Origin of the sequence: Synechococcus sp. R65.1, assembly GCF_047461755.1 — a bacterium.
Lineage (GTDB): Bacteria > Cyanobacteriota > Cyanobacteriia > Thermostichales > Thermostichaceae > Thermostichus.
In genome coordinates this window covers 1-16864 of sequence record NZ_JANSHU010000016.1, presented here as the reverse complement: position 1 = coordinate 16864, position 16864 = coordinate 1, and the positions used below count along the sequence as shown (strand labels likewise).

17 protein-coding genes, 1 tRNA gene and 1 other annotated feature are annotated in these 16864 nt (G+C 59.9%); of the genes, 11 read left to right on the top strand and 7 right to left on the bottom strand.

Going from position 1 to position 16864, the window contains the following annotated elements:
- Positions 1–33 precede the first annotated feature (33 nt).
- The 6 genes from rplA to NW814_RS07915 all read left to right on the top strand — a co-directional run bounded on the left by rplA (position 34) and on the right by NW814_RS07915 (position 4667).
- Entirely contained in the window at positions 34–744 is a 711-nt protein-coding gene (gene rplA / locus NW814_RS07940) for a 50S ribosomal protein L1 (protein ID WP_414396491.1), read from the top strand.
- 52 nt (positions 745–796) lie between these two features.
- Positions 797–941: a sequence feature (ribosomal protein L10 leader region), on the top strand.
- A 35-nt stretch (positions 942–976) separates the two neighbouring features.
- Positions 977–1540, top strand: a complete 564-nt coding sequence (gene rplJ, locus NW814_RS07935; RefSeq protein WP_414396493.1) for a 50S ribosomal protein L10 — start codon at positions 977–979, stop codon at positions 1538–1540.
- 71 nt (positions 1541–1611) lie between these two features.
- On the top strand, positions 1612–2025 hold the full coding sequence (gene rplL, locus NW814_RS07930) for a 50S ribosomal protein L7/L12 (RefSeq protein WP_414396495.1): 414 nt from the start codon (positions 1612–1614) through the stop codon (positions 2023–2025).
- Between the two features lie 224 nt (positions 2026–2249).
- Positions 2250–3416 carry a membrane protein insertase YidC gene (gene yidC, locus NW814_RS07925; protein ID WP_414405869.1) on the top strand — a complete coding sequence of 389 codons (1167 nt, stop codon included), beginning with the start codon at positions 2250–2252 and terminating at the stop codon, positions 3414–3416.
- A gap of 76 nt (positions 3417–3492) precedes the next feature.
- A complete protein-coding gene (locus NW814_RS07920) occupies positions 3493–4128 on the top strand; it encodes a protein jag (RefSeq protein ID WP_414405868.1) in 636 nt (211 codons plus the stop codon).
- 44 nt (positions 4129–4172) lie between these two features.
- Positions 4173–4667, top strand: a complete 495-nt coding sequence (locus NW814_RS07915) for a YceD family protein (RefSeq protein ID WP_414405867.1) — start codon at positions 4173–4175, stop codon at positions 4665–4667.
- On the opposite strand, the gene NW814_RS07910 is transcribed toward NW814_RS07915, so the two are convergent.
- On the bottom strand, positions 4664–5443 hold the full coding sequence (locus NW814_RS07910; RefSeq protein ID WP_414405866.1) for a photosystem II S4 domain protein: 780 nt from the start codon (positions 5441–5443) through the stop codon (positions 4664–4666). The two genes, NW814_RS07915 and NW814_RS07910, sit on opposite strands and share 4 nt — an antisense overlap.
- 66 nt (positions 5444–5509) lie before the next feature.
- Between NW814_RS07910 and NW814_RS07905 the strand changes: the two genes are divergently transcribed.
- A tRNA-His gene (locus NW814_RS07905) sits at positions 5510–5582 on the top strand.
- 4 nt (positions 5583–5586) lie between these two features.
- Here NW814_RS07905 and NW814_RS07900 read toward each other — a convergent pair.
- The 5 genes from NW814_RS07900 to NW814_RS07880 all read right to left on the bottom strand — a co-directional run bounded on the left by NW814_RS07900 (position 5587) and on the right by NW814_RS07880 (position 11489).
- Positions 5587–7608: a hydantoinase/oxoprolinase family protein gene (locus NW814_RS07900; RefSeq protein WP_414405865.1), complete on the bottom strand. Its 2022-nt coding sequence runs from the start codon at positions 7606–7608 to the stop codon at positions 5587–5589.
- A gap of 27 nt (positions 7609–7635) precedes the next feature.
- Complete coding sequence (locus tag NW814_RS07895) at positions 7636–8943, bottom strand: hypothetical protein (protein ID WP_414405864.1); 1308 nt, start codon at positions 8941–8943, stop codon at positions 7636–7638.
- A 105-nt stretch (positions 8944–9048) separates the two neighbouring features.
- On the bottom strand, positions 9049–9570 hold the full coding sequence (locus NW814_RS07890) for a hypothetical protein (protein WP_414405863.1): 522 nt from the start codon (positions 9568–9570) through the stop codon (positions 9049–9051).
- Between the two features lie 9 nt (positions 9571–9579).
- Complete coding sequence (locus NW814_RS07885; RefSeq protein WP_414405862.1) at positions 9580–10134, bottom strand: phycobiliprotein lyase; 555 nt, start codon at positions 10132–10134, stop codon at positions 9580–9582.
- Between the two features lie 95 nt (positions 10135–10229).
- A complete protein-coding gene (locus NW814_RS07880; RefSeq protein WP_414405861.1) occupies positions 10230–11489 on the bottom strand; it encodes a S41 family peptidase in 1260 nt (419 codons plus the stop codon).
- Between the two features lie 220 nt (positions 11490–11709).
- On the opposite strand from NW814_RS07880, the gene petB reads away from it, so the two are divergent.
- From petB to leuB, 3 genes are all read left to right on the top strand, one after another.
- Positions 11710–12357, top strand: coding sequence for a cytochrome b6 (petB, locus tag NW814_RS07875; protein WP_414396519.1), 648 nt, complete (start codon positions 11710–11712; stop codon positions 12355–12357).
- 67 nt (positions 12358–12424) lie between these two features.
- Positions 12425–12937 (top strand): cytochrome b6-f complex subunit IV, encoded by a 513-nt coding sequence (gene petD / locus NW814_RS07870; protein ID WP_414405860.1) that lies wholly within the window; start codon positions 12425–12427, stop codon positions 12935–12937.
- A 146-nt stretch (positions 12938–13083) separates the two neighbouring features.
- Complete coding sequence (leuB, locus tag NW814_RS07865) at positions 13084–14199, top strand: 3-isopropylmalate dehydrogenase (protein ID WP_414405859.1); 1116 nt, start codon at positions 13084–13086, stop codon at positions 14197–14199.
- A gap of 32 nt (positions 14200–14231) precedes the next feature.
- Here the strand turns inward: leuB and ntcA are convergent, their stop codons facing one another.
- On the bottom strand, positions 14232–14903 hold the full coding sequence (gene ntcA / locus NW814_RS07860; protein WP_414405858.1) for a global nitrogen regulator NtcA: 672 nt from the start codon (positions 14901–14903) through the stop codon (positions 14232–14234).
- Positions 14904–15077: 174 nt separating this feature from the next.
- Between ntcA and NW814_RS07855 the strand changes: the two genes are divergently transcribed.
- Positions 15078–16864, top strand: a 1787-nt coding sequence (locus NW814_RS07855; protein WP_414405857.1) for a M61 family metallopeptidase, incomplete at its 3' end; no start/stop codon positions are given.

Below are 16864 nucleotides of genomic sequence, written 5' to 3'. Positions count from 1 at the left end.
GAGAAGTTCTCGCCAGAACCCCGAGGAGAAGTTATGGCTCGAAAACTGTCCAAACGCATGCAGGCTTTGCGGGAGAAGATCAAGCCCATCCCCTATCCCCCCGCTGAAGCCATTGCCCTCATGAAGGAGACAGCCACTGCCAAATTTGACGAGGCGGCTGAGGTTCACATTCGCCTGGGGATCGATCCCAAATATGCTGACCAGCAGCTGCGCTCTACGGTGGTTTTGCCACGCGGCACTGGGCAAGAAATTCGAGTAGCGGTAATTGCCCGCGGCGAAAAGGTGGTGGAAGCCCAGAATGCTGGGGCTGACCGAGTGGGGTTTGAGGATCTCATCGAGGAAATCAGCAAGGGCGTGATCGATTTCGACCTGCTGATTGCCACTCCCGATGTGATGCCCCAGGTGGCCAAGCTGGGGCGCCTGTTGGGGCCGCGCGGCCTGATGCCTTCTCCTAAGGGGGGAACAGTTACCATGGATCTGGCCCAGGCCATTAAGGAGTTCAAGGCTGGCAAGCTGGAGTACCGGGCGGACAAAACTGGCATTGTCCATTTAATCTTCGGCAAGTGTCAGTTTCCGGTTGAGGCGCTGCTAGAAAACCTAAAGGCAGTGCAGGAGTCGATTGACCGCAACCGTCCCCCTGGGGCAAAGGGCAAGTACTGGCGAACTATGCATATTTGTGCTACGATGGGTCCCTCCATCGAGGTTGATGTCAATGCCCTGCGGGAGTTAAAGTTAGTTGCCTAGGTCTGGCGTTAGGACAAATTTTGGCCAAGGAGGGATCAAATAGAAAACCTTTCCACAGCTGAATAGGGAGCCGAAGACAGCAGGCGCCAAGTGGCTTAATCTCCTGCCGAGGCTTGGGTAGAGTGGGAAAAATTCCCGAAGCTTATGCTTGCCCAAATGCGTCTCGGCGGAGGCTGGGGCGCATTCCTTTTGCAGTGGCAACCACATTACAGACAATCGAGGAGGTGAGCGCGTGGGCAAGCAATCCTTAGCAAAGAAAGCAGAGGTAGTCGATGAGGTTCGATCCCTGTTGCAAGCTAGCCAAATGGTGCTGGTCATCGACTACAAAGGTCTAACCGTTGCTGAGATGAACCAGCTGCGGGCGGAGCTGCGCAAAGCAGACGCCGTCTGTATGGTGGTTAAAAATACCCTGATGCGGCGGGCCGTTGCTGACCTTAAGGCTTGGGCAGGGATCCTGCCTTTCTTGTCCGGGCCAACGGCTTTTATCCTGATCCGGGGCAATATCGCGGCGGCCCTGAAGGCGTATCAAGACTTTGCCCGGCAAACCAAGAAGACTGAGTTTCGCGGTGCTGCCGCTGAGGGGCTGTCTCTGACCTTGGATCAGGCCAAGGCCATTGCTGACCTGCCGCCTAAGGAGGTGCTCCTGGCCCAAGTGGCAGGCAGCCTTAAGCTAGTAGCCACCCGACTGGCGGTTGGGCTCAATGCTGTGCCTAGCCAGGTGGCCCGCGGTATCCACGAGATCCCGGCCTCGCTGGCGCGGGCTGTGCGAGCCATTGCCGACAAGGAGGCGGCCTGAAGGCAGCTGCTTCGATGGGCCAACGGCTCAATTGCACCCTGCTACTTCTTGTTACCTAAGGAGACACAACCATGGCTTCAGAGCGTGTTCAAAGCATCCTGGAAGAGCTGAAGACCTTGACTTTGTTGGAAGCTGCCGAGCTGGTGAAAGCCATTGAAGAGACCTTTGGCGTCAGTGCAGCTGCACCGGTAGGCGGCATGGTCATGGCTGCTCCCGTGGCGGCAGCAGCGGCACCGGCACCAGCAGCGCCGGCTGAGCCGGTAGAGGAGCAAACGGCTTTTGATGTCATTCTCGAGGCTGTTCCTGCCGACAAGAAGATTGCCGTTCTTAAGGTGGTGCGCGAGCTAACCGGCTTAGGCCTAAAGGATGCCAAGGATCTCGTGGAAGCTGCTCCCAAAGCAGTTAAGGAGGGAGTCTCCAAGGAGGAGGCCAGCGAGATCAAGAAAAAGCTGGAAGAAGCCGGCGCCACGGTCAAGATCAAGTAGAGGTGGGGAAGAGGCGTTTTTTCCCTGCTCTCTGCCGAAGCTGCAAAAGAGGGGAGGGGCGGTTTGCCCCTCTTTTTTGCTGGTTTCTACCCCTCAAAACGGGTTGCCGGGGGGCTCGCGGGGGATGCAACTTCGACCAGCGCTCATCGCCGGATGGGGAAAGAGCCCTCGTCAGGAGGTCGGAAACCATTACAATGGGTTACGGACGTTTGCCACCACCCCCCATGGACTTCGGAGTCGGATTTCTCTCCAACAATGTCATGCTGCCGATCCTGGATTTTTTCTACGGGATCGTGCCCAGCTATGGTCTGGCCATCATCTTTCTGACATTGGTGATCCGCTTTGCCCTCTACCCCCTCAATGCCGGGTCCATCCGCAACATGCGGCGCATGAAAGTCATTAGCCCGGTGATGCAGCGGCGGATGCGAGAGATCCAGGAGAGGTACCGCGACGACCCGCAAAAGCTGCGCGAGGCCCAGGCCAAACTCTACAGCGAACTAGGGGTTAACCCGCTTGGGGGGTGCCTGCCGCTGCTTATTCAAATGCCAGTGCTGTTTGCGCTCTTTGCCACGCTGCGGGGATCCCCGTTTGCGGCGGTAACCTACGACGTCAACCTGCAGATCTTGCCAGCAGAGGTGGCGGCTGAGGTGGTACCCACCCCCTACGTCAGCTCCAGCAAGAACATCTTCGTCGCCGACTCAGTCCACAAGCCGGTGGTGCTGGTGGTGCCTAAGGGTACCAAGGTTGCCGTAGGGGAGCAGGTGCAGTGGATGCTGCAAGGGCCAGGGGGCAAACCCTTCGAGCAACTGGTAACCGAAGCGGGGGGAGACCCCAAGCTGTTGCAGCCAACTTGGAAGATCGTCAAGGGAGAGGAGCGGGTCCAGCTCCAGCCCGATGGCACCTTGCTGGCCCTGCAGCCGGGGGAGGTAGCGCTGCAGGTCTCGATTCCAGGCTTGGCCTCAGATACTGGCTTTCTGTTTATTGATAAGCTGGGCCGCGTTGGCGCTTTTGACCCCGATGGAACCATCCACTGGGATATCATCGCCATGGTCGCCCTCTTTGGCCTTTCCATCTACCTCAACCAGGCCCTGACCAATACCGGCCAGGAGGATCCCAGCCAGAGCTCGATGGCCCGCATTACCCCGGTGCTGTTCTCGGCGATGTTTCTATTTTTCCCCTTGCCGGCTGGGGTTTTGCTCTATATCCTCGTCTCCAGCATTTTCCAGACGCTGCAGACCTTCTTGCTCTCGCGAGAGCCTTTGCCAGAGAGCCTGCAGCAGTTGGTGGAAGAGGAACGGCGCCGTGCTGCCCAGGTCAGTAAGGAGGTAGACCGAGCAGTAAAACCCAAAGCCGCTGGGGGATCTCGGGAATCTTTGCCCTTTGAGCCCTAAGCAGTTCTCTGGCCGCTGGGTGGCTGGGCTTGCAGTTAACTGGTTGATAGTCTTTCAGCAGTTGGAAGCTGTTGGGATGAGCCACCCTGAGTCTTCTACAGGTTCCCCAAGGGGAGCCGCCGCTAAGAAATCCCACCCGCAGTTTGAAGAGACCGCTGCTCCTTTCCAAGCTAAGCTTTCTCCCGCCGAGCAGCGAGAACGGGCTAGAGAGTGGTTGCAGCAGGTGCTATCGGCCATGGGGATACCGGCAGCAGTGCGGGTAGCGGGCGAGGTGATTGAAATTGAGGCCAGTTCTCTCACGCCTGTGCAAAAGCAAGTCCTGCTTTCCAAAGTGCCCCCAGGGCCCGTCCCCAAGGAGACTAAAGTTGACGAAGAGCGTACCCCAGTAGTGCTGGATGCTTTGCAATATCTGGCCAACACCCTTCTCAACCTCAACCAGCCAGAAGACCAGCAACAACCCTATATCTTGGACTTAGACGGCTATCGAGAGCGCCGCTTGCAGGAGTTGAAGGCTTTGGTGGCTACGGCGGTGGAGAAAGTAAGAGCAAGTGGTCGGGAGTACGAGTTTCCCGAGCACCTTTCGGCTGCCGACCGGCGGCAAATCCACACGCTCCTCAAAGACCCTGCCTATGCTGACCTAGAAACCTTTAGCCGAGGTAAAGAGCCGGATCGCCGCTTGGTCATCCGCCGGGCTCCGCGCCGGGGTAAGTGAGGGCGCAGCTAAGGGACCCCAACTGTCTGGAGGGAAATGGGGCTATGCTGAAGCCAATTCGTCTATCCGAGCTGCGGCAGCTGCCTGGCCAAACCCAGGAGGTACGGTTTCGGCAGTTTTTCGCTGGCTTTGAGAGCCTGACACCGGTGGAGGGATTCCTGCGGGTCAGCCACCGAAGACACTTTGTTGAGGTAAGGGCCCAGGCCCGCACCATCGTGACTCTCACTTGCCACCGCTGCTTGCAGCAGTTTAACCACCGGCTGGAGCTAGATGTTGAGGAGATCATTCTCATTCGCGAGCCCAACTCTGGCCCTCCACCCCTGGAGCTGGAACTGAAGGAGGAAGAGGATCTGCTGGAAAGCTTGCCCCCCAACGGTGAGCTGGATGTGGAGGACTTGATGCGCCAGTACCTGCATTTGGAGATGCCCACCCAGTTGCCCTGTCGCCCCGATTGCCCAGGTATTGTGGTGGAGTCGGCTGCGCCGGCAGGGGATCCCCGCTGGGCGCCCCTGGCAGCTCTTCTCAAAGAGATCTCCTAGAAATACCGCTTCATTTGGATCCGAAAGCGGCCTTTTTTCGTCTCAACCACCTCTTCAATTTGCAGCCGACCCCGACCGCGGATGGCAATCCAATCCTGAGGGCTAAGGAGGTAGCTGGCTTGGGTAACTGGCTTCCAGTTGACTCGTACGTCTCCCCGCTGGATCTCTTCCACCATTTTGCTGCGGGAGATGCCGAATCCGGCTGAAGCCACTGCGTCCAAGCGCAAAGAGGCTTCCACACTGGTAATGGACTTTACCCGCGGCGGCTGCACCTTTAATTGGTTGAGAGGGATGGAGCTAACCTTGACCGGCACACTGCGCACTTGCTTCAGGTTGAGGCTGAGATAGTCCACCAGTTCAGGTACCACGATAGCCTGCGCACCTGCTTCTCCAACCGCGAGAATGTCTCCTACCTTTTCGCCGGCAATTCCTGTTGCCAGAAGGGCTTCTAAAAAGTCGCCGTGAGTAGCTGGGTCGAAGAGAAAGTTCCCCTGAATTTCAATAGCCGCTAGCGGGATCCCTGCTGCCTCCACACCAAGCTCGGGGCGAGCCAGGGCCAGGCGCTGGCGCTCTGCCTGGGCATAGCCTCCCCAGGCCACCACCTGCAGTTCGGCTAGCTTGTTCAATCGGCTTTGGACGGCGGCAATCTCCGGCGGCGAGAGAAAATCGCTGTAGACCACCTGCCAAGTTTTCAGGGCCTGCTCTCCTAGGTCTAGGATGCGCGCCAAGGTTTCTCGATACTCCGCTCCTTTCAGTAGTTCGGCTCTGGGCAACATGGTGGGGCGCTTCAACCCTTGCGGTTCTGTTCCACTTGCTACATGCTAAGCTGGATTAGGGTCCTGGCGGGCGTAGCCAAGTGGTTAAGGCAGAGGATTGTGGTTCCTCCACTCGTGGGTTCGAATCCCATCGTCCGCCCTCTCTACTCGCAGCTTAAGACCAGCGTGCCTACGGCGTCGATGCTGCCGGTCCAACCGGCTTCAATCACCACGGTAGCCTCCGGCATCTCCACAATCGCCGGCCCGCACAGTTGAAACCCCACCCCCATGTGCCGCCGATTGTAGACGGGTACCGGCCGCATCCGGCCGCCGAACCAGGCCTCTCGTTTCCCCTGGAGGGGATCCCCCGGCAAGGGTGGGGGGGCCTGCAGAGGGACACGAGGCAAGGCCTGCACCGCCCGTAGGCGCAACTGGATCACCTCCACCTCTTGGTCAGGATCCTGCCAGCCGTAGCGCTGGCGGTGGGCTTGGTGAAACCGCTGCTCGAGGCGGGAAACCGGATCCGACAACTGGGCTGGGATCTCCAGCTCAAAGGACTGGCCGCGGTAGCGCAGATCCAGACTCAAGGAGAGCTCCGGCTCTTGCAGGTCGGCTTGTGCCTGGCGGATGAGGGGCTCAGCCCACTGAGCCAGAAGGGATCCTCCCCCCTCCCCCTCTAGCTGCCGCAGCGGCTGCAGGACGGCCCGCCGGTAGTCCCGCCGCAGATCGGCCAAAGCCATGCCCAGCGCCGAGAGGACACCGGCAAAGGCCGGGATCAAGATGCGGCGGATCCCCAGCTCTTCTGCTAAAGCACAGGCATGCATGGGCCCAGCTCCGCCAAAGGCCAGCAGGGCAAAATGGGCGGGATCCAAGCCTCGCTCCACGCTGATGACCCGCAAAGCCCGTGCCATGGCCACATTGGCTAGGGTGCGAATGCCAACGGCCGTCTCCTCCAAACTCAAGCCCAAGGGCTCCGCGAGCGTTCTGAGGGCCTGGCCAGCCAAGTCTCGCCGTAGGCAAACGGCATCCCCCAGCCAGCCCCCATCCGGCAGGTAGCCCAGCCAGAGGTTGGCATCGGTTACCGTGGGAGCCGTTCCCCCCCGACCGTAGCAGGCCGGCCCAGGGTTGGAGCCGGCACTTTCCGGCCCCACCTGCAGCCCGCCCCCGGGTAGCAGGGAGGCCAGGGATCCGCCGCCGGCACTGACCGTGTGGATGTCGATCTGGGGCTGCTGCACCGGCAGGCCGCACACTACCGCTGACGGGGTAACCTGGGGGATGCCGTCTTGAATGAGGGCCACATCGGTGCTGGTCCCTCCCATGTCCAGGCTAAGCAGATGGGAGTAGCCACTCAGCCGGCCCAGGTAGGCCGCTCCGTAAACGCCGCCCGCCGGCCCCGAAAGCAGCGCCACCGAGGCGTGGGCTGCTGCCTGAGCAATGGAGGTGACGCCGCCGGAGGATTGCATGATCAGGGGTTCGGGGATCCCTCGCTGCCGGCAGCCCTGGGCCAAGCGGTGGAGGTAGCCCGCCAGCGCTGGGCTGAGGTAGGCATCAATGGCCGTGGTGCTGAAGCGCTCGTATTCCCGAAACTCTGGCGCCACCTCGCAGGAGAGGGAAACATGCAAGCTGGGAAAGGCCTGTCGCAAAGCCGCCCCCAAGCGCTGCTCGTGTTCTGGATAGAGGAAAGAAAACAGAAACCCCACCCCCACGGCGCGGATTCCATCCCGCTGTACCCGCTCCCCCACTTCCCGGACTACACGCTGGATCTCCTCCTCAGTTAGCGGCTCGACCACGCCACTGGCGCTGCAGCGCTCCTTCACCTCCAGGCAGTGGTGGCGGGGCACCACCGGCTCCGGCTTGGGCTGAGTGAGGTCGTAAAGGGAAGGACGGTTTTGGCGGCCAATGGCCAGCACATCCCGAAAGCCCGCCGTGGTCAAAAAGAGAGTGGGGGATCCCTTGCGCTCCAGGAGGGCGTTGGTGGCCACGGTCATGCCATGGCAGAACACGTCCACCTCAACTGGGCCCAGCTTGTCCAGGGCAGCGAAGACCCCCTCTTCCGGGCTAGGGGTGGAGAGGACCTTGGCTGTCCGGATCTGGCCCTCCTGCAGCAGCACCAGATCGGTAAAAGTGCCTCCCACATCGATCCCCAGGCGGGTCGGGATCCCTCGTTGGCTGCCGACAGTGGACATGACTCGTGGGCGCAGGCTAACCCCTCCCTAGCTCTTTGACTCGGCTTCCAGGGCCTGTTCTTGCTGCACAAGCTGACGGAAAGCCGGCTCGTCCAAGCGGTAGTCCCGCTGCTCAAGGAGATCCCGGTCAGTAGAGTAGATGGTGTCCGCTTCCTGCACCACCTCCTGGCGGCGGAAGTGGCGGGCAAAGTCGAGCTTGCGCCGCAGCACCTCCGAGGGACGCTGCAGTTGCTCTTGCCAAAACCGCCGAATGCGATTGCGGCGCTCCACTCCCTGGTTGCGGAATTGCAAGGTCAACCAACGCACCGTGGGCACGGCCAAAAACAGCGTGCCGTAGAGGAAGAGGAATCCAATCAGTGGGTAGATAGCCGCCAAAAAGGCATTGCTCCCAGCGGCAGCGGCCACCTCCTCCCGCGCCCCATAGAGAATGGCCGCCAAGAAGAAATTGAGCACACCCAAGCCGGCGGCTAGGGCCAGCTGCCCAGGGGTGGCGCGGCTAAACACCCAAGGTTTTTCTTGCAACACCTCGGGAAACCGCTGCCGTGGGCCTTCGGCGGCCGTTACCTGCAGCTCTGGAAAGCGATAGACGATATCCCCCTCCTCGCTTACCTCCGGCTGGCCGTCAAACTTGAGCAAAATGGGCAGCATGTAGTCTTCGTACTCCAGGGCGGGGGATCCCGGCTCCACATCCAGGTAGGGCAACACCTGCTCGGCGGCAATGACTCCCCCATTGGCACGGATGAGCTGGCCAATGAGGGCATAGCGTTCTTCTTCCAGGTTGGCATTGGGATCCCCGTCGCCAAACAGGAAGCTGTAGACCGCCTCGAGAAAGTTCATCTCCGACTTTTCCTGTCGGGGTTGCGCCTGACCGGAATAGCTCTCGTAGGGACCCCAGAAGGGGTTGCCTACCCACAGGTCGGGAACGTAGAAGAGCCCCACCCCTCCCGAGCGGCTGCGGCTATCCTCCTCACGGCTACTCCTACTGCTCTGCAGAGCCATCAGGGCCAGAGTAATGAGGACAATTGACACTACCAGCAGGATGCCAAAGGAAATGCGCAGGCCGTAGAGAAACCCTCCCCAAAGCCGGCGCCGCAGGGCTGCCAGCCGGTCCTGTTGCTCCTTGCGCTGGAGAATGCTGCGAAAGTCTGGCGGGAAAACGTAGGCGATCTCTCCCTGCCGCGAAACCTGAAGATGCCCCCCTGCCTTTTGGGCCAACTGCAGCAGCTCTTGCTTGGCCTCCTCTAAGGCCAGGCCTGTGGTGGAGGCGATGTCTCCCAACGTAACCCGCAGGCCCAGCCGCTCTACTGCCTCCATAACCAAAGTCTGTGCCGCCACCGTCAACCTCCGCTTCTGCCTGCTGTTAACCCGCCAGCTCCCTGTTTCCAGTATCTCTCCTGTGCTGGGCATCGGCGAGAGGATTCCCTCTTGGCAGCCGCTAAGCTAGGGCAGCCAGGCCAGGGTTGCCAGCAAGGCCGAGAGGATTCCAATCAACACCCAATTCAGCCGTTGGGTATTCACCAAGGGAGCGGCCTGGGAAGGGAGGGGAGCGGGGGACGTGGGCCGAGATCCCCGCGGGCGAGGGCGTTCATAGACTAGAAGTCGGCTTTCGGGCTTGGCCTCTTCCAGGTGGCTGAGATCGGGGATTTGGATCAACCACTCCGCTGGGCGGCGTAGACGGGGAGCCTGCCAGATGCTCAACACATAGCGCGCCTGTTGGGCAAGCTCGGGATCTGGACTATATAGCAAGCTCTGCACCAGGCGGACGGCCTCCTCGGTTTCTCCAAGCGCCTCCTGCGCCAAGGCCTGCCAGAGCCGCAGCTGGCCTGCCTGGGGATAGCGGCCTTGGGCCTGTTTGGCCTCCTCCAAGGCCTGTCGGTATTGTCCCCGCTCAAAGCTGGCTTGAATTCGGGCCAGGTATTGGGGCAAGGGCAAGTCTGGGGCCGGGATCGACTCGGAGTCCACGCAGCCTCCCTAGGTCAGCTTTTGTTCCACCCCAAACCCCACCAGGAGTACCTCCTGCAGCGGCTGGCCTTGAGGTGGGCGCCGGTAGTTGAGGATCTGCCGCAGGCGCAGGCGGGGGTTGAGCAGGGTGATGGTATCTACGGAAACAACGTGGGTGTAGGTGGTGGTCATCACCAGTTGCAGGGATCCCGGATCAAAGCGGAAGTCGGCCACCATGGGCCGCTCTTCCTCATAGGCGCGATCGCGCAGGTAGTCGCCTTCCAGCCCGCGGGGGCCCTCTCGCCGGGGCACAAACAACATGTTTAGCTCTTGCCCGACCTCCTCCCCCTTTTCGGAGACAGTCTCAAAGGCAAGGTGAAAGCCCAGGAAGCTGTCGACGCCGTGGTTGGGGTAGTTGTTGTCGGCCAGGACCTTCTCCTTGAGCTCAGGGGTGAGGGTGCGAATGGTGAACTCGGTGCGCGAGCGCTCCACCTCCCCTCGATCCAGGTAGTGATAGGTGCGCTCGGTGTGCCAGGCGCCAATACAGCAGTTAAAGAAGTGGTGAAACTGGTGGAGGGCGTTCATGCCAAAGGGCTCGAGAGCAGGGCTGAGTTGACACCAAGCCCGATCCTAAACCGAATCGAAGACAAACAGGCACCCCAATCCCTGCAGCAGATGCCTCAGGTGGGGATCCCCGTTGCCCCCAGCAGTTCCAGAGCCCGCTGCAACTGGCGATCCTCAGGGCCGCCCAGGGTTTCTGCCGTTAGCGGAACGGGGCCCTCGCCCACCACCACATCGGGCTGGATCCCTTGGCGGTGAATGTCGCGGCCGTTGGGGGTGAGGTATTTGGCAGTCGTCACGGCCAGCCCTGAGCCATCTGCCAGCTCCAGCAGGGATTGGATCAGCCCCTTGCCGAAGGTGCGCGTTCCCACCAGTTGCGCCCGCCCGCTGTCCTGCAATGCCCCCGCCAAGACTTCGCTAGCGCTGGCACTGCCTTGATTGACCAAAACCACTAGCGGCGCCTGGGTGAGAATTTCGCCGGTGGCAGGAATGCCTTCTAGAATGCCGTGGCGATCCTTCACCAGCACGATGTTGCCCTTGGGGATCCAAAAGCGGGCAATCTCAATGGCCGCCTGCAGCAGTCCTCCGGGGTTGTTGCGCAGATCCAGGAGGTAGCCCCGCACCCCTCGGGCTTCTGCCGCCTGGATAGCCTGGCGCACTTGGGTGGCTGCATTGCCGTTGAACTGGCTGAGGCGGATGTAGGCCACCAATCCCTGGGGCAGCTCAAAGAAAGCTGTGCGCACCGGGTTAATGAGGATTGACTGCCGCACCAGCTCCACCTCCCAGATGCGCCCCTGCCGCCTTAGCCGCAGGCTAACGGTTGTACCGCTAGGGCCGCGCATGCGCTCTGCCACCTCGTCCAAGCTCAGCCCCGCCACTGGCACCTGATCCACTGCCAAGATCTCATCCTGGGGCTGGATCCCGGCCCGCTCGGCAGGGGTGCCCTCCATGGGAGCAATAACCCGCACCGCCCCCTGCTCGTCGATGGCAATCTGCAGGCCAACACCGCTCAGCTCGCCGGCAGTAGAGGTCTGCAGACTGAGGTAGTGCTCCCGATCCAAAAAGCGGGTGTAGGGATCCCCCAAGGTGGCCAACATCTCCTCAATGGCCCGATAGGTTTCCTGACGATTCTTCAAGGGCCGCGCCAGAAAACGCTGCCGCACCTGCCACCAGTTTTGTCCGTTAAACCCCGGATCCACGTAGGCCCGATCCACATAGGCCCAAGCCTGGGCCAGCAGTTGCTGCTCTTCTCCCCAGCGGCTGGCCTGAGCTTGGTAGGCATCAGTGCCTAAACTTGCCCAGAGCAGGCACCCCAGCAGCAGAATGCGGAGAACCCAGCGGATCCCCCACTCTCTCTTCCTTGGCTTTGGCGCAACCATAGACGGCAAGACGCTAAGAAAAGTTAAGGAATATGAACAAGACGCAATATCGAAACCTGTTTTGCCAGCGAGAATGCGGATTCCTGCCCCCGAGCTGAGCCTAACTTAAGGAAGTCGTTAACAAATTGTGTTACAGTGCTGGTTGAGGTGGGGCTGTCCTCCACGGTGGAGTGACTTTCTCCCGCCGGGGAGATACCGAGAAATTGGAAAGAAAGGTACCATGGGCAAAGTTTACGACTGGCTAGACGAGCGGCTAGAGATTACGCCCTTCGTCGACGACGCAACCGGAAAATTCATCCCGCCGCACGTTAACATCTTCTATTGCCTTGGCGGCATCACGCTGGTGTGCTTTCTCATTCAGTTTGCCACCGGCTTTGCCATGACGTTTTACTACCGTCCGACGGTGGCCGAGGCCTTTGAGTCGGTCAACTACATCATGACCCAGGTCAACTTCGGCTGGCTGCTGCGCTCCATCCACCGCTGGAGCGCCTCCATGATGGTGTTGATGATGATTCTGCACACCTTCCGGGTTTACCTGACCGGTGGGTTTAAAAAGCCCCGCGAACTGACCTGGGTCACCGGCGTGATCTTGGCGGTGCTGACGGTTTCTTTCGGGGTTACGGGCTACTCTCTGCCCTGGGATCAGGTGGGCTACTGGGCAGTCAAGATCGTCTCGGGAGTGCCCAGCGCTATCCCGGTGGTGGGTGATGCCCTGGTTCAGCTTATCCGCGGTGGCGAGGCTGTTGGCCAAGCTACCCTCACTCGTTTCTACAGCTTGCACACCTTTGTCCTGCCTTGGCTGACGGCGGTCTTCATGACCATGCACTTTTTGATGATCCGCCGCCAGGGCATTTCTGGACCCCTGTGATCCAGGGCTGGTCGGATCCCCTACTTTCCCTTGCTCAACCCTTTTGCCCCAGACAAGGAGAACTGCTATGCCTGTCTCGAAGCAAGCGCTGGCGACTGAGGTTATTACACGCAAAGTTGACCTGGACAACCCCAAAGTTTTGGCCAAGCTGAAGAAGAACATGGGCCACATGACCTACGGGGAGCCCGCTTGGCCTAACGACTTGCTCTTTATGTTCCCGGTGGTTATCCTGGGCACTATTGGGGTGATTGTCGGTCTGGCGGTCATGGATCCCGCGGGTGTAGGCGAGCCGGCAGACCCCTTTGCCACGCCCCTGGAAATTCTTCCCGAGTGGTACCTCTACCCTGTGTTCCACATTTTGCGCGTTGTTCCCAGTAAGCTGCTGGGCATTGCCCTGATGTTGGCTATTCCCGTGGGCCTTTTGTTTGTGCCTTTCATTGAAAACGTCAACAAGTTCCAGAACCCGCTGCGCCGTCCAGTGGCGACGACGGTGTTTTTGATTGGCACTTTGGTAACCCTGTATCTAGGCATTGGCGCCACTCTGCCGCTGGACAAGTGGGTTACCCTGGGCCTGTTCTAGAGAGCCGAATATTGATAACTCTAGGTGCAGCAGGCCGATGGCCAAGCTGCACTTTTTTTAGGGGAACTTTCCCAGGGGACTTTTCGGCAAACCTGTGGGCAAGGGGATGGTAATATCGCTACGCACTCCTCTTGCGGGGATCGCCCATGAGCGTTTCTTCTTCTGCTGCTCAAACCTATCGGATTACTGCCCTAGCCGGCGATGGGATCGGCCCTGAGATTATGCAGGTGGGTCGGGCAGTTTTGGACGCCGTTGCCGCTCAGATGGGGTTTTCCCTCCAGTGGCAGGAGGGCCTAATTGGCGGAGCAGCCTACGAGGCCACGGGGGATCCCTTGCCCCCGGAGACCTTGAAAATGGCCCAGGAAAGCGATGCCGTTTACTTGGCAGCGGTTGGCGACTTTAAGTACGATACCCTGCCGCGCCAGAAGCGACCGGAGCAGGCTTTGCTGGGCTTGCGGGCCGGCTTGGGGCTATTTGCCAACTTGCGCCCCGTGAAGATCTTCCCCCAACTGGTGCAGGCCTCCTCCCTAAAGCCGGAGGTGGTTGCTGGGATCGACCTGGTGGTGGTACGCGAGCTCACCGGCGGCATCTACTTTGGTCAGCCCCGCGGGATCTTCGTCGATGCCCAGGGATCCCGCCGCGGCGTCAACACTATGGCCTACAGCGAGGCCGAGGTGGATCGCATTGCCCGCGTAGCTTTTGAACTGGCCCGCAAGCGACGGCGCAAGCTTTGCTCGGTGGATAAGGCCAATGTGCTGGAGGTGTCGCAACTGTGGCGGGAGCGGGTTACCGCCATTGCCGCCGAATACCCTGACGTAGAGCTTTCCCACCTCTATGTCGACAACGCGGCCATGCAGTTGGTGCGCTGGCCAAAGCAGTTTGACGTCATCCTGACAGAAAACCTCTTTGGGGATATCCTCTCCGACGAGGCGGCCATGCTAACTGGCTCCATTGGCATGTTGCCTTCTGCCTCTCTGGGAGCTACCGGCCCAGGCCTCTATGAGCCAGTCCATGGCTCAGCTCCGGATATTGCCGGCCAAGACAAGGCCAACCCCATTGCCCAGGTGCTTTCTGGGGCAATGCTACTGCGCTACTCCTTGGATCAGCCCCAAGCTGCTGACCGCATCGAACAGGCCGTCGAGGCGGTTTTGGCCCAGGGCTACCGCACCGCCGACATCTACTCGGAGGGGATGACCCTGGTCGGCTGCCGGGAAATGGGGGAAAAGATCCTGGCTGCCCTGGCTCAGCTGCCCGCCTCCTAGCAGGGGTCTCTCAGCCGTTGAGGGCTGGCCCCCTAGGCAAAGCGATGGCCAAGCTGGATGGGGTCGTGGACAGTGATCTTCTTCTTGTGGATAGAAATGTAGTTTTTCTTGCGCAACTCTCCCAAGAGACGGGTAATGGTGACGCGGGTTGATCCGATGGCTTCGGCAATGGCCTGGTGAGATAGCTTGAGGTCGATGGTTACGCCATTGGGGCCAGGCACCCCGAAGTCGCGGCAGAGGATCAACAAAAAGCTAACTAGGCGGGAGGCCATGTCGCGGTGGGCCAGGGTTTCAATCATCATCTCTGTCTGCAGGATACGGGAAGCCAAGCTCTTGAGCAGCAACATGGCCAGCTCAGCGTTCTCCCGTACAGACTTTTCCACCTGTTCGATGGGCAGAGAAAGCAGCTCGACGCGAGTAAAAGCTACGGCGTGATAGAAGCGGTCGGAGCGCTGCCCGGTAATGAAGGAGAGCACACCAAAAATACTGTTCTCCCGCAGGAGGGCAACGGTAATTTCTTCCCCCCTTTCGTACACCCGCGAGAGCTTAACCGCCCCTTTGACCAAAAAGTAAACCCGCTCCGCCGGATCGCCGGGGAGAAAAATGGTCTTGCCGCGTTCATAAGTCTCGATAACCGGAGGATGGCGAGATCCTCCTAGCTGCTTAAAAGCTGCAATGAGAGATTTTTCTGCGACGGCCACCACGAGATTTGTCAACCTTTCAAGGTCAGTTTATCTCTAGGATCAACCCCAGAGGTTAGCTTGGGGCACCTGGATCGAGCTGCCCACGACTCAGAGACTACCCTAAACTTAAGAGACTCTGCCTGGATATCTTTGTAGCCAGAGCTACGTTCCTTTGTTGCGACAAGGGAAGGTTGTATGGGGATCCCGCCGGCTGAGGTTGCCACCCCTTCTCGCCCTAGCCGCCAGCACTTTACGGTGCGGATGCCAGAGCCAGCCAGTCACCTCTTGGAGGTGGAGCTGCAGATTCGCGAAGTGGAACCAGAGGTGCCCCTGCGGCTGCGGCTGCCAGTGTGGACGCCGGGATCCTACCTAGTGCGGGAGCATGCCCGCCATGTACAGGAGTTTCAGGCCCTGAGCGAGCAGGGGAGCCCTTTGGCCTGGCGAAAGGTTGATAAAAACACCTGGGAGGTCGATCCACCTGGGTGTTCGGCGGTTACAGTCCGCTATCGGGTCTATGCCTATGAGCTGACGGTGCGCACCAACCATCTGGATCTCACCCACGCCTATTTCAATGGGGCGGCGCTCTTTCTCTACGTGCCTGGCCGCGAGCGGGAGCCCTATACGCTGACCGTGATCCCTCCCCACCCCGACTGGCGCATTGCCACCAGCCTGCGGCCCCTGGCCTCTCCTTCCCCAGGGGATCCTAGCGCTGGCCAGTCTTTCTTTGCTGAAGACTACGACGAGCTGGCAGACAGCCCAGTGGAAGTGGGCTTGCACCAGTTGCGCTCGTTTGCAGTGGAAGGGATCCCGCACTACTTCGTGGTCTGGGGAGCGGGCACCCTGAATTTGGATCAAGCAGTGGCCGATGCCGAGAAAATTGTCCGAACCACGGCAGCGTTTTTTGGCGGGCTGCCCTACGACCGCTACTGGTTTATTGTGCATTTGTCGGCCGGGGGATTTGGTGGCCTAGAACACAAGTACAGTGCCACCCTCAACTATTCTGGACTAGAGCTGCATCAGCCTCAGTCCTACCGCCGCTTTTTGGCGCTGCTGGCCCATGAGCTTTTCCATGCTTGGAACGTCAAGCGGCTGCGCCCTCTGGCTTTGGAGAAAATTAACTACAACCAAGAAAACTACGTGGACTGTCTGTGGTTTTGCGAGGGGGCAACCAGCTACTACGAAAATGTTATCTTGCTGCGAGCAGGGATCCTCAGTGCCAAAGAGTTTTTGCAGATCCTATCTGAGCAAATTAGCCGGCTACAGCGCACGCCAGGTCGAGTCGTACAATCGCTGCAGGAGGCCAGTTTCGATGCTTGGATCAAGCTCTACCGCCCCCACGAAAATAGCCTCAACAGCCAGGTTTCCTATTACCTCAAGGGCGCTTTAGTCTGCTGGCTGCTAGATCTGCACATTCGCCACCTTTCAGGGGGACGGGGATCCCTGGACACGGCCCTGCGGGATCTGTGGCAGCGCTTTGGCCGGTTTGAGAAAGGCTATACTTACCAGGACTTGCGGGAGGCCTTTGAGCGAGCAGCCGGTGTCGACCTTGGGCGCTTTTTTGCCGCCTACGTGGAAGGCACGGAAGAACTGGACTACGACACCTACCTCCATCCGTTTGGCCTCACCCTCAAGGCCCACTTTAGCCGCCCCAACCCTCCTCCCTACCTGGGCTTGAACTTCAACGGCGAGGGCAACCGCATCAGCGCCGTCGAGATGGGCTCCCCGGCTCAAAAAGCAGGCATCTGGGCTGGCGACGAGCTGGTGGCTTTGGATGGCCTCCGGGTAAGCGCCGCCACCTTGCCGGAGCGCCTGGCAGCCTATCAGCCCCACCAAACCATTTGTCTTAGCGTCTTCCAAGGCAATCAGTTAAAGCACTTCTGGATCCCCTTGGATCCGCCCCGCCCGGATGTGTACACCCTGGAGGCCTTGCCTGAGCTCACTCCCGCCCAGAAAGCGCTCCAACAAAGCTGGTTGGGATCCCT

Bases quoted from the DNA above. Each gene is read 5' to 3' on its own strand.
- rplA (WP_414396491.1), top strand. From the start codon at position 34: ATGGCTCGAAAACTGTCCAAACGCATGCAGGCTTTGCGGGAGAAGATC.
- rplL (WP_414396495.1), top strand. From the start codon at position 1,612: ATGGCTTCAGAGCGTGTTCAAAGCATCCTGGAAGAGCTGAAGACCTTG.
- yidC (WP_414405869.1), top strand. From the start codon at position 2,250: ATGGACTTCGGAGTCGGATTTCTCTCCAACAATGTCATGCTGCCGATC.
- NW814_RS07920 (WP_414405868.1), top strand. From the start codon at position 3,493: ATGAGCCACCCTGAGTCTTCTACAGGTTCCCCAAGGGGAGCCGCCGCT.
- NW814_RS07915 (WP_414405867.1), top strand. From the start codon at position 4,173: ATGCTGAAGCCAATTCGTCTATCCGAGCTGCGGCAGCTGCCTGGCCAA.
- NW814_RS07910 (WP_414405866.1), bottom strand. From the start codon at position 5,443: ATGTTGCCCAGAGCCGAACTACTGAAAGGAGCGGAGTATCGAGAAACC.
- NW814_RS07900 (WP_414405865.1), bottom strand. From the start codon at position 7,608: ATGTCCACTGTCGGCAGCCAACGAGGGATCCCGACCCGCCTGGGGATC.
- NW814_RS07885 (WP_414405862.1), bottom strand. From the start codon at position 10,134: ATGAACGCCCTCCACCAGTTTCACCACTTCTTTAACTGCTGTATTGGC.
- NW814_RS07880 (WP_414405861.1), bottom strand. From the start codon at position 11,489: ATGGTTGCGCCAAAGCCAAGGAAGAGAGAGTGGGGGATCCGCTGGGTT.
- petB (WP_414396519.1), top strand. From the start codon at position 11,710: ATGGGCAAAGTTTACGACTGGCTAGACGAGCGGCTAGAGATTACGCCC.
- petD (WP_414405860.1), top strand. From the start codon at position 12,425: ATGCCTGTCTCGAAGCAAGCGCTGGCGACTGAGGTTATTACACGCAAA.
- leuB (WP_414405859.1), top strand. From the start codon at position 13,084: ATGAGCGTTTCTTCTTCTGCTGCTCAAACCTATCGGATTACTGCCCTA.